Raw genomic sequence first — 11,160 nt, 5'->3', positions numbered from 1 at the left:
CCCCTCCCCCTCCCCCTCTCCCTGCCCCTCTCCTCCACCCGACCGAACCGGACCACAACGATCGGGAAGCGCACCCCCGCCCCCTGCCACCGTGGATGTCGAAAGGAGGCCTCGTGATCTCGGCACTCAACAAGCTCGTCGACCTCGTCGAGGAACACCTCACCGAGGAACTCGACGTCCCCGCACTGGCCGGAACGCTCGGCACCACCGAGTACCACCTGCGCCGGATGTTCTCGTCGCTGGCGGGCATGCCGCTGTCGGAGTACGTGCGCCGGCGCCGCATGACGGTCGCCGCCGCCGACGTCGTACGCGGTGAGGACGACCTGCTGAGCATCGCCGTCCGGCACGGTTACGGCTCCACGGAGGCGTTCGGACGTGCGTTCCGGGCGGTCCACGGCGCCGCTCCGCGTGACGTACGCCGTGACGGAGGCCCCCTTCAGACACAGCCGCAGCTCAGGTTCCGCCTGACCGTCGAAGGGAGCACCTCCATGGACACCCGCTTCGCCGACCGCCCCGCGTTCCGCCTGATCGGCCACGCGACCCGCGTCCCGCTGATCCACGAGGGCGTCAACCCGCACATCCAGCAGCACATCGCCGCGCTGCCCCAGCAGGAGCACGCCCGCCTGAAATCCCTCAGCGACACCGACCCGGCGGGCCTGCTCCAGGTCTGCGACGACCTGGCCCCCGACAGCCCCGAGGGCAGCGAACTGACCTACCTGCACGGGGTCGCCGTCACCCGGGACGCCCCGGCCCCCGACGACCTCGACGCCATCGAGGTACCGGCCGGCCAGTGGGCGGTCTTCCGCAGCTCGGGCCCGTACCCGGCGACCCTCCAGACCACCTGGGCCGCCACGGCGTCGGAGTGGTTCCCGTCCAACCCGTGGCGCCTGCGCCCGGGCCCCTCGATCGTCACCGTCCTCGACCGCGCGGAGGACTTCTCGACGGCGACCTGCGAACTGTGGCTCCCGGTGGAACCGGCGTAAGACCTCCGCAGGAGGGGGCGGGACGACCGGATTCGAACCGGCGTCCTCGCGGTTCTGGAGACCGCTCGCGTCGACCACTGCGCTACGTCCCGCCCTTGACCGCGATCGTAACGGTTGAGGGCGGGACGGTCGCGGGAGATTCGCGCGCGGCCCGCACGAAGTAGGTCATGGTCTGACCTCGATGCCTCATAGCGTGTGCCTACACCGACGGAGCAGGAACCCCGGAAGGCGGACACCATGACCTCCAACGAGCAGACCACCCGCGACACAGCCACCGCGACGACCGCCACCGGTGAGCGCGCCGACCTGCTGGAAACGCTGGCCAAGCACCGGCACTTCCTGCGCTTCACCACCCGCGACCTCACCGACGAGCAGGCCGGCCTCCGGACCACCGCCAGCGAGCTGTGTCTGGGCGGCCTGATCAAGCACGTGACGTCGGTCGAGCGGGGCTGGGCCGACTTCATCCTGGAGGGCCCGTCGGCGATGGGCGACTTCACGGCGATGACCGAGGCCGACTGGGCCAAGCGGACCGACGAGTTCCGCATGCTGCCCGGTGAGACGCTCGACGGCGTACTGGCCGCCTACGCCGACGTGGCCCGCCGCACCGACGACCTGGTCGCCACCCTCCCCGACCTCGACGCTGCGTGGCCGCTGCCGAAGGCCCCGTGGTTCGAGGCCGACGCACAGTGGTCGGCCCGCCGGGTACTGATGCACATCATGACCGAGACCGCCCAGCACGCGGGCCACGCGGACATCATCCGGGAGTCCCTGGACGGCGCGAAGAGCATGGGCTGACGCCCCGTGATACGCCCCTCACTCGTGCCGGACGTGCGGGTGAGGGGCGTGTTCGTGACTTCTGCGGCACCGGGTCAGAGAGGGATGACGCGGACCTGGCTACCGCAGAGCTTGGCCATGTCGTCGCTGTCGGACGTCAGCAAAGCGACGGGTTTCGGCTGGCGGAGTGCGACCTCGGCCACCGTCGCGTCGATGGCGTACTTGTGTCCGTGCAGCCCGGCGCCTTTGAGGAGTTCCGCTGCCGCTTTGGCTGCTCGCTCGGTGACCGGTTCTACCTTGATACGCGACAGGGCCCAGTTCAGCCGGGGGATATTGGTACGGGAATGGCTGACTTCCACGACGGTGTTCGCCCCGATCACGAGGTCAGCTCCCATGTCGTGGAAGACCTGCAACATCGCGAGGAACTTGCGATCCTGCGTGATCCAGGCGGAGAGACCTTCCGAGTCCAGGACGACGGTTTCGATGCGCTCGCTCACGCTGCGTCCGCGCCCTTGGAGGAACCGACCGTGCCAAAGATCTTCGCGTGGGCCTCGGCGAGCTCCTCATCGCTGAAGCCTCCATGCTCTTCCTCGTGTCGGCGAAGGTCGTCGCCCAGAAGCTGGTGCCGGATCTGGCGGGCTACGGCTTCCGCCACGTAGCCGGAGACGTTGTCCGTAAGTTTACGCAGCTCCGCGACCTGATCGCTGGGGAGTGTGACGGTGATGCGAGTCGTTGAGGACATACACCAAGCATACCGGAGTATGCATGGGCTTCCCCACGGCCGAGGGCTGCTCCTCGTGGACTCCATCGCGGATTCCTGACACTCCGGCCCCAGCCACCTCGGCGGCACGGTCGTCTCGTTCGTGGTCGATGATGCCTGGTCGGCGTGATGCGACGACTCAGGGTGCGCGCCGGGGAGTTGCAGCACAAGCCGGCCGCGCTGCGGCTCGGGCGGTGGCGGTCTGGCTCAGGTGCGTCGTCGGGCGAGCCGGAACACCAGGTACGTGAAGCCGAGGATGATGTCGGTCGCCGCCCACAGAACGATCACCAGCCACACGCCGATGGCGGTTCCGACGTCGCTCGCGTCCTCGCACAGTTCTAGGGCGTCGCCTGTCCGGCCCCTGCACTGCGCAGGCGTTCCGCTGCCGCTCGCCGCGCCCGTGATCACCCAGATCAGGAACAGGATCTGGACGGCCAGGAAGACCCAGGGGAAGACCCGGTGCCGCTTCTTCGGTGGAGGGCCGGTCTGGGCTCGGTAGGGGCTTTCGGGCGGCGGTCCAGGTGGCGGTGCCAGCCAGTCGTTCGGCGGCGGTCCGGAAGCTTGCGGGGCGCTCGGTCCCCACTGTGGCTCTCGAGCGCGGTGTCTTCTGCTCATGGCGCGCCCTCCTCGTGCCGCTTGCTTCATAGTGCGCTCGCCACGTCGGGTTCGCTCGGCAGCCGCCTCGGAGTCGATCCGCCCACACACGTAAGCCCCCGCCACGCGGAGAAACCGCAGGACGGGGGCTTACCGGCGTCGGCGTCGGGTTACTTCTTCTTGCCCTGGTTCTTAACGGCCTCGATCGCCGCCGCGGCCGCGTCCGGGTCCAGGTACGTCCCGCCCGGGTTCAGCGGCTTGAGCTCGGCGTCCAGTTCGTACGTCAGCGGGATGCCCGTCGGGATGTTCAGGCCCGCGATGTCCTCGTCCGAGATGCCGTCGAGGTGCTTCACGAGGGCGCGCAGGCTGTTGCCGTGGGCGGCGACCAGGACCGTGCGGCCGGTGAGGAGGTCGGGGACGATGCTGTCGAACCAGTACGGCAGCATGCGGGCGACGACGTCCTTGAGGCACTCCGTCTGCGGGCGCAGCTCCGGCGGGAGGGTCGCGTAGCGGGCGTCGGAGAACTGGGAGTACTCGGCGTCGCGGTCCAGGGCGGGCGGCGGGGTGTCGTAGGAGCGGCGCCACAGCATGAACTGCTCCTCGCCGAACTCCGCGAGGGTCTGAGCCTTGTCCTTGCCCTGGAGGGCGCCGTAGTGGCGCTCGTTCAGGCGCCAGTGGCGGTGGACCGGGATCCAGTGGCGGTCGGCGGCCTCCAGTGCGAGCTGGGCCGTGCGGATCGCGCGCTTCTGGACGGACGTGTGGACCACGTCGGGCAGCAGGCCGGCGTCCTTGAGCAGCTCGCCGCCGCGCGTCGCCTCCTTCTCGCCCTTGGGGGTGAGGTTGACGTCCACCCAGCCGGTGAACAGGTTCTTCTCGTTCCACTCGCTCTCGCCGTGGCGGAGGAGGATCAGCTTGTACGGTGCGTCGGCCATGCTTGTGAGCCTAATCGAACCCCCGCACCGGCCGCGCGGGGCGCCCGAAGCTCGGACGGTTGACGGGAAGTGTTAATCGGATGGCCTGCGGGCCCTCGCGTTCGTAAGTTGTCTTCACCGCTTCAGCCACTTACAGCCAGCTCTCGGGGGTCCCATGTCCGTCACCGGTGTCAGGCGTGCCGTGCGGGAGTCCGTCTCCGGGCTCCCCCGCGAGTTCTGGTGGCTGTGGACCAGCACCCTGGTCAACCGGCTCGGCGCCTTCGTCGCCACCTTCATGGCGCTGTACCTGACCATCGACCGCGGGTACTCGGCCACGTACGCCGGACTGGTCGCCGCGCTGCACGGGCTCGGCGGGGTCGTCTCCTCGCTGGGCGGCGGGGTGATGGCCGACCGGCTCGGGCGGCGGCCCACGCTGCTCGTCGCGCAGGTCTCCACCGCGCTGTCCGTCGCCCTGCTCGGCTTCGTACGGGATCCGCTCGCCATCGCGGCCGTCGCCTTCCTCGTCGGTATGGCGAGCAACGCCTCCCGGCCGGCCGTGCAGGCGATGATGGCGGACATCGTGCGGCCCGAGGACCGTATCCGCGCCTTCTCGCTCAACTACTGGGCCATCAACCTCGGTTTCGCGATCTCCTCCATGGCGGCCGGGTTCATCGCCGAGTACAGCTATCTCGCCGGGTTCCTGATCGAGGCCGGGATGACGCTCGTGTGCGCCGTGCTCGTCTTCGTGAAGCTGCCCGAGTCGCGGCCGAAGGAGGGAGAGAAGGGCAGTGGGGCTGCCGGCGCCGCGGAGGTGCCCGTCTCGCTCGGGACAGTGTTGCGTGACGGGCGGTACATGGGGGTCGTCGGGCTGTCCTTCCTCATCGCACTGATCTTCCAGCAGGCGTACGTCGGGCTGCCGGTGGCCATGGGTGAGGCGGGGTTCACGCCCGCCGACTTCGGTATGGCGATCGCCGTCAACGGGGTGCTGATCGTCGTGCTCCAGATCCCGGTCACGCGGTTCATCGAGCACCGTGATCCCCGGCTGCTGCTGGTCGGCTCGGCGCTGCTGGCCGGGTACGGCTTCGGGCTCACCGCCTTCGCCGGGTCGGTCGCGGTGTTCGCGCTGACCGTGTGCGTGTGGACGCTGGCCGAGATCGTCAACGCGCCGACCCAGACCGGGCTCGTCGTGCGGCTGTCGCCCGTGCACGGGCGCGGGCGTTACCAGGGGATGTACACCATGTCCTGGGCGGTCGCCTCCCTCGTCGCCCCGCTGATGTCCGGGTTCGTCATCGACCGCTGGGGCGCCGAGTGGCTCTGGGGCGTGTGCGCCGTCGTCGGGACGGTGGCGGCGGCCGGGTACTGGGGGCTCATGCGGGGGCTGCCGCGGGAGGACGCCGCGGTCACGGAGACGGTCCCCGACTCGCCCGCGCCGGCGAAGGCCGAAGTCACCAACGCCTGACGGTCACCGTCGGAGGCCGGACCGCTCACCGGTGCATCCGCGCCCCCTTCAGCACCTTGTCCACGGCGTTCTTCGGGCCGTACACCGCGAGGCCCACCAGGTCCAGTTCCGCCGTCGGCACGGCCCGTACCGCCGCCCGGTTGTCGCGGTCGTTGCCGGTGGCGAACAGGTCGGACGTGAACAGCGCGCGGGGCAGGGCGCGGGAGAGGACGCGCGTGTGGGCGGTCGTCAGCGTCTCCTTCGTGCCCTCGAAGACCAGCACCGGCTGGCGGAACATCGGCAGGTAACCGACCGCGTCGGCGTCCTCGTACGGCTCCCCGATCACCTCGGGGAAGTTCGTGCCCAGGCCGCTGACCAGGAAGGCGGTGACGTTGAGGCGCTGCCAGGTCTCCAGGTCCTCGCGGAGGAGTACGGCGATCTTGGTGTCGAAACGCGTGTTCATACGGTGAGACTGCCGGGCCGGGTGCGGGCGGGTCTTGTACGTTCTTTGCATGGCCGCCGACCAGCGGACGCGCACCGTCTCCGCCTGGCGACCCCGCGTCCCGGGCGTCGTCGAGGTCTTCCACGCCCACTACACCGAGTACGCCTACCCCATGCACGTCCACGACGCCTGGACGCTGCTCATCGTCGACGACGGCGCCGTACGGTACGACCTCGACCGGCACGAGCACGGCACCCCGCACGACACGGTGTCGCTGCTGCCGCCGCACGTGCCGCACAACGGCTCCCCCGCCACCCCGGACGGCTTCCGCAAGCGCGTCCTGTACCTGGACGCCTCCCGGCTGGGCGAGGAGCTGATCGGGCCGGCGGTCGACGGCCCCGACCTGCGGGACCCGGTGCTGCGGCGGCGGGTCGGGCAGCTGCACGCGGCGCTCGCGCTGCCCGGGGAGGAGCTGGAGGCGGAGAGCCGGCTGACGTTGGTCGGGGAGCGGCTGCGCGCCCATCTGCGGCCCCGGGAGCCCCAATACGCGGCCCGCCGCGATCCCGTGCTGGCGCGGCGGCTGCGGGAGCTGCTGGACGAGCGGGTCGTCCAGGGCGTCACCCTCAGCGAGGCCACCAAGCTGCTGCCCTCCCACCCGGCCCACCTCGTACGGGCGTTCAGCGGCGCCTACGGCATCGCGCCGCACCAGTACCTGATGTCCCGGCGCGTGGAGCGGGCGCGGCGGCTGCTGCTCGCGGGGCAGGCTCCGGCGGAGGTGGCCGGCGCGGCCGGCTTCTACGACCAGGCCCACCTGACCCGGCATTTCAAGCGGCTGGTGGGGGTCACGCCGGGGCGGTACCGCACCGGTCGCACCCCGGGCTGACCGGGCGTCAGTCCTCCGTGCGCTCGATCAGGCGCTGGAACGCCTCCAGGTTCCGCGTCGACTCCCCGCGCGCGGTGCGCCACTCGTACTCCTTGCGGATGGCGGTGGCGAAGCCCAGCTCCAGGAGGGTGTTGAAGGCGCCATCGGCGGCCTCCAGGACCTGGCCGAGGAGACGGTCGATCTCGTCGGGGGTGACGGCGGCCAGGGGGAGCTTCGCGGTGACGTAGACGTCGCCGAGGCGGTCGACCGCGTAACTGACGCCGTAGAGCTTGAGGTTGCGTTCCAGGAGCCAGCGGTGGACGGCCGGTTCGTTCTCGTCGGGGTGGCGGACGACGAAGGCGTTGAGGGAGAGGGAGTGCCTGCCGACGAGGAGGGAGACCGTCGTGGAGAGCTTGCGGGTGCCGGGGAGTTTGACTACGTAGTTGCCGGGTTCGGGGCTCTCCCACTCCAGCTCGGCGTCCTTCAGGGCGTCCTCGACGACCTGTGCTGCCTTCTGCGGTGCCTCAGCCATGGTGGGAGCGTACGCGACGGCGGTGGGCTTGGATCGCGGCCGTGTAGACGTCGGCGGTGGTGGCGGCGGCGCTGTCCCAGCCGAAGGACTGGGCGTGCCGGGCGGCGGCGTCGCCCATCCGGGGCGCCAGCTCCGGGTTGTCGGCGAAATCGCGCAGCACGCGCGCGTACGCGGCGGGATCGTGGCCCTCGACGAGGCGGCCGGTGTGCCCGTCGCGCACGGCGACCGGGAGGCCGCCGACCGCGGCGGCGAGGACCGGGGTGCCGGCCGCCTGGGCCTCTATGGCGACCAGGCCGAAGGACTCGCTGTAGGAGGGCATGACGAGGACGGACGCGGCCCGGAACCAGTCGGCGAGCTGCTCCTGGCCGACCGGCGGGCGGAAGCGTACGACGTCGGCGATGCCGAGCCGCGCGGCGAGTTTTTGCAGGCCCTCCGGCTTGGCGAGGCCGCTGCCGCTGGGGCCGCCGACGACGGGGACGAGGATGCGGGAGCGCAGCTCGGGGCGTTCGTCGAGGAGGACGGCGACCGCGCGGAGGAGTATGTCGGGGGCCTTGAGGGGCTGTATGCGGCCGGCGAAGAGGGGGATCAGGGCGTCCTGGGGCAGGCCGAGGCGGGCGCGGGCGGCGGCGCGGGCGTTCGCGGTCTCGCCGGGGGCGGGCTCGGCGCCCTTGGGGAAGGGGCGGAAGCGGTCGAGGTTCACGCCGGGGTGGACGACGGCGACCCTGGCCGGGTCGGCGGCGTAGTGGCGGACCAGCTCGTCGGCCTCCTCGGCGGTGTTGGCGATCAGCCGGTCGGAGGCGGCGACGATCTGGGTCTCGCCGATGACGCGGGCGGCGGGCTCGGGGGTGTCGCCGTCGGCCAGGTTGGCGTTCTTGACCTTGGCCATGGTGTGCATGGCGTGCACCAGGGGAGCGCCCCAGCGCTGGGCGGCGAGCCAGCCGACGTGGCCGGAGAGCCAGTAGTGGGAGTGGACCAGGTCGTAGTACCCGGGGCGGTGGCCGGCCCAGGCCTGCATCACGCCGTGCGTGAAGGCGCACAGCTGGGCCGGGAGCTCTTCCTTCGCCAGGCCCTCGTACGGTCCGGCGTCGACGTGGCGGACGAGTACGCCGGGGGCGAGCTGGACGGAGGGCGGGAGTCCGCCGGCCGTCGCGCGGGTGAAGATCTCGACCTCGATGTTGATCGCGGCGAGGCGCTGCGCGAGCTCCACGATGTAGACGTTCATGCCGCCGGCGTCGCCGGTGCCGGGCTGGTGGAGCGGTGAGGTGTGCACGGAGAGCATGGCGACGCGTCGGGGCCTGCGGTGCAGCCTCAGCCGCGGGGAGGCCGCCGGTGAGCGACGCCCGAGCCTGCTGACGTACTGGCTCACGAGCCATTCCTCCTCGCTGCGGGCATGCCGGTCGGAAGGCACGCGCCGCCCTCCAAGAGGTGCGAACACCGGACCGGGGCGCTCCATTTCCGGTTTCCCCGCCTTTGCCGAATCATTACCGGTGATCGATCAACCGTTCGAGGGGTAGTTGCGTCACCCTCGCAGGGGGCGGACGCGTCCGGACGTACGGCCCCGGCCGCATACCCTCGTACGCATGCCCTCCCGCGCCACCGCCCGCCCCGCCCCCGTGGGCACGGTCACCCGCGGGACGACGAACCCGAACCGGTTGCGTCGGATGGACCGCTGGATCGCCGCCGTCCACGGAGCCGAACTGCGCCGCGCCGCCGACCCCGTCGCCGTGGACCTCGGGTACGGCGCGGCCCCCTGGACGGCCGTCGAGCTGCTGCACCGCCTGCGCACGGTCGCGCCGCACGCGCGCGTGGTGGGCGTCGAGATCGACCCGGCGCGGGTGGCGGCCGCCCAGCCGTACGCGCGCGAGGGGCTCGACTTCCGGCACGGCGGCTTCGAGGTGCCCGTCGCCGCCCGGCCCTCGCTCGTCCGCGCGGCGAACGTGCTGCGGCAGTACGACGAGGGTGAGGTGGCCGCGGTCTGGCAGCGGCTGTGCGCGCGGCTCGCGCCGGCGTCGGAGCACTCGCGCGGGGGGCTCCTGGTCGAGGGGACGTGCGACGAGGTCGGGCGCCGGCACGTGTGGGTGGCGCTCGGGCCCGAGGGGCCGCGCACGGTCACCCTCGCCACCCGGCTGGGCTCCCTGGACCGCCCCTCCGACCTGGCGGAACGGCTGCCGAAGGCGTTGATCCACCGCAACGTCCCCGGTGAGCCCGTGCACGCCTTCCTGCGCGACTTCGACCGCGCCTGGGCCGCCGCCGCGCCCTACGCCTCCTACGGCGCCCGCCAGCGCTGGATGCGGGCGGTGCGGGACCTGACGGCCGACTGGCCGGTGACGGACGGGCCGGCGCGCTGGCGGCAGGGCGAGGTGACGGTGCGGTGGGATGCGCTGGCGCCGCGCGCCTGAACCGCCCCGCCCCGCCGCGCCGCGCCGCGCCGCGCCGCACGGGAACGATCTCCGTGCGGCGTTCGTCACACCGCGGGGGAATCGTCGTGCGGCGCGGCAGAAGGGGGGATGCAGGAGGGAAGCACGACCTCTGTCGCTTTCCGCGCCGGCATGGCACGATCCCCCAGGCGACGTATGTTACTGACGGTTAATCAGTTTGGGGGCGAGGTATGCGCACGGGGAAGCATGGCTGGACGACCGCTGCCGTGACCGTGGTCTGCGCGGTCACCGTGCTGGCGGCACCGGGCACGGCGTTCGCGGACCCCGGGCCCTCACCGTCGCCCGGCACGACCGGCGCCTCGCCCTCCGCCCCTGCCGCCACCCCCGGCAAGGACCTGGAGGCCGTGCGCAAGAAGCTCGACAAGCTCTACCGCGCGGCGGCCTCGGCCACGGAGGAGTACAACGCGGCCGAGGAGAAGGCGGACAAGCAGTCGGCCGAGATCGTCGAGCTGGCCAAGAAGATCGTCAAGGGCCAGGAGAAGCTGGACGGCCTCAAGGACCGCGCGGGCGCGGCGGCCCGCTCCCAGTACCGCACCGGCGGCCTGCCCGACGAGGCCAAGCTGATGCTGAGCGACGATCCCGAGGACTTCCTCGACGGCACCGGCCGGGTCGTCCAGGGCCAGCGCGCCACCAAGGGCCTGCTCGCCGAGATGACCCGCACCCAGCAGGACCTGAAGGCCTACGCGGCCGACGCCTCGGCCCAGTTCGAGAAGCTGGAGGCGAACCGCAAGGCCAGGGCCACCGCCCAGAAGAAGATCGAGAAGCAGATCAAGGCGGCCGAGAAGCTGGAGTCCGAGCTGGAGCAGGAGGAGAAGGAGCGCCTGGCCCGGCTGGAGCGTGAGGCCCAGGAGAGGGCCCAGACCGCCTGGCTCGGCTCCGGCATCCTGAAGGACCTCGACAGCGAGGCGACCGAGCAGGGCCGCAAGGCCGTCGAGTACGCCACCGCCCAGGTCGGCAAGCCGTACCAGTGGGGCGCCGAGGGCCCGAAGGCCTACGACTGCTCCGGCCTGACCTCACAGGCCTGGGTGGCGGCCGGCACGGCGATACCGCGCACCTCGCAGCAGCAGTGGAAGCAGCTCCAGCGTGTGGACATCAAGGACATGCGTCCCGGCGACCTGATCATCTACTTCGACGACGCCAGCCACGTCGGCATGTACGTCGGCGACGGCTCCGTCGTGCACGCCCCGCGCCCGGGGCGCTCGATCACGATCGCGGGAGCGGGCACGATGCCCATACTCGGGGTGGTACGACCCGGCACGGGCGCGTCCGCCCCGGAGTGACCCCGCGTGCCGGGAACGTGAACCGGGCCACGTGACCCAGTCCACGCCCGGCGCCCCGCCCCGCGTGACGTTCGTCATCCCGGGCCACCGGTCGACGTGTCCAACTGCGGTACATAACGCGGCATATGACAGTGGCCGACGACCGT

General features: G+C 71.6%; 13 protein-coding genes, 1 tRNA gene and 1 pseudogene. 7 read left to right on the top strand and 8 right to left on the bottom strand.

Going from position 1 to position 11,160, the window contains the following annotated elements; genetic code table 11:
- Positions 1-113 precede the first annotated feature (113 nt).
- Positions 114-983 carry an AraC family transcriptional regulator gene (locus KUM03_RS02480; RefSeq protein WP_217245339.1) on the top strand — a complete coding sequence of 290 codons (870 nt, stop codon included), beginning with the start codon at positions 114-116 and terminating at the stop codon, positions 981-983.
- 17 nt (positions 984-1,000) lie between these two features.
- Here KUM03_RS02480 and KUM03_RS02475 read toward each other — a convergent pair.
- Positions 1,001-1,075 (bottom strand) — tRNA-Trp (locus KUM03_RS02475).
- A 145-nt stretch (positions 1,076-1,220) separates the two neighbouring features.
- Here KUM03_RS02475 and KUM03_RS02470 point away from each other — a divergent pair.
- A complete protein-coding gene (locus KUM03_RS02470; protein WP_217245338.1) occupies positions 1,221-1,778 on the top strand; it encodes a DinB family protein in 558 nt (185 codons plus the stop codon).
- Positions 1,779-1,852: 74 nt separating this feature from the next.
- Here the strand turns inward: KUM03_RS02470 and KUM03_RS02465 are convergent, their stop codons facing one another.
- Positions 1,853-2,254 (bottom strand): PIN domain-containing protein, encoded by a 402-nt coding sequence (locus KUM03_RS02465; RefSeq protein ID WP_217245337.1) that lies wholly within the window; start codon positions 2,252-2,254, stop codon positions 1,853-1,855.
- Entirely contained in the window at positions 2,251-2,499 is a 249-nt protein-coding gene (locus tag KUM03_RS02460) for a type II toxin-antitoxin system CcdA family antitoxin (protein ID WP_217245336.1), read from the bottom strand. Before KUM03_RS02460 ends, KUM03_RS02465 begins: the two co-directional genes overlap by 4 nt.
- A 34-nt stretch (positions 2,500-2,533) precedes the next feature.
- On the opposite strand from KUM03_RS02460, the pseudogene KUM03_RS38090 reads away from it, so the two are divergent.
- A pseudogene (locus KUM03_RS38090) lies at positions 2,534-2,647 on the top strand (ATP-binding protein); the annotation flags it as partial.
- A 77-nt stretch (positions 2,648-2,724) separates the two neighbouring features.
- Here KUM03_RS38090 and KUM03_RS02455 read toward each other — a convergent pair.
- Both KUM03_RS02455 and KUM03_RS02450 read right to left on the bottom strand, forming a co-directional pair.
- Positions 2,725-3,132, bottom strand: a complete 408-nt coding sequence (locus KUM03_RS02455) for a hypothetical protein (protein WP_217245335.1) — start codon at positions 3,130-3,132, stop codon at positions 2,725-2,727.
- 149 nt (positions 3,133-3,281) lie between these two features.
- On the bottom strand, positions 3,282-4,043 hold the full coding sequence (locus KUM03_RS02450; RefSeq protein WP_217245334.1) for a phosphoglyceromutase: 762 nt from the start codon (positions 4,041-4,043) through the stop codon (positions 3,282-3,284).
- 154 nt (positions 4,044-4,197) lie between these two features.
- Here KUM03_RS02450 and KUM03_RS02445 point away from each other — a divergent pair, with 154 nt between their 5' ends.
- Positions 4,198-5,481, top strand: a complete 1,284-nt coding sequence (locus KUM03_RS02445; RefSeq protein WP_217245333.1) for an MFS transporter — start codon at positions 4,198-4,200, stop codon at positions 5,479-5,481.
- Between the two features lie 25 nt (positions 5,482-5,506).
- Here the strand turns inward: KUM03_RS02445 and KUM03_RS02440 are convergent, their stop codons facing one another.
- Complete coding sequence (locus KUM03_RS02440; RefSeq protein ID WP_217245332.1) at positions 5,507-5,974, bottom strand: DUF2000 domain-containing protein; 468 nt, start codon at positions 5,972-5,974, stop codon at positions 5,507-5,509.
- Here KUM03_RS02440 and KUM03_RS02435 point away from each other — a divergent pair.
- Positions 5,973-6,785 carry an AraC family transcriptional regulator gene (locus KUM03_RS02435; RefSeq protein ID WP_217245331.1) on the top strand — a complete coding sequence of 271 codons (813 nt, stop codon included), beginning with the start codon at positions 5,973-5,975 and terminating at the stop codon, positions 6,783-6,785. The genes KUM03_RS02440 and KUM03_RS02435 overlap by 2 nt on opposite strands.
- 7 nt (positions 6,786-6,792) lie before the next feature.
- Here the strand turns inward: KUM03_RS02435 and KUM03_RS02430 are convergent, their stop codons facing one another.
- Complete coding sequence (locus KUM03_RS02430) at positions 6,793-7,296, bottom strand: YbjN domain-containing protein (protein WP_217245330.1); 504 nt, start codon at positions 7,294-7,296, stop codon at positions 6,793-6,795.
- On the bottom strand, positions 7,289-8,662 hold the full coding sequence (gene mshA, locus KUM03_RS02425; protein ID WP_217245329.1) for a D-inositol-3-phosphate glycosyltransferase: 1,374 nt from the start codon (positions 8,660-8,662) through the stop codon (positions 7,289-7,291). Before mshA ends, KUM03_RS02430 begins: the two co-directional genes overlap by 8 nt.
- A gap of 214 nt (positions 8,663-8,876) precedes the next feature.
- Here mshA and KUM03_RS02420 point away from each other — a divergent pair, with 214 nt between their 5' ends.
- Entirely contained in the window at positions 8,877-9,695 is an 819-nt protein-coding gene (locus KUM03_RS02420) for a class I SAM-dependent methyltransferase (protein WP_217245328.1), read from the top strand.
- A gap of 209 nt (positions 9,696-9,904) precedes the next feature.
- Positions 9,905-11,014, top strand: a complete 1,110-nt coding sequence (locus KUM03_RS02415; RefSeq protein ID WP_217245327.1) for a C40 family peptidase — start codon at positions 9,905-9,907, stop codon at positions 11,012-11,014.
- The last annotated feature ends 146 nt before the right edge of the window (positions 11,015-11,160 follow it).

The organism is Streptomyces sp. AC602_WCS936 (genome assembly GCF_019049125.1).
GTDB lineage: Bacteria > Actinomycetota > Actinomycetes > Streptomycetales > Streptomycetaceae > Streptomyces.
Note: the sequence above shows the minus strand (reverse complement) of the source record. Positions and strands in the feature narration are given on the sequence as shown.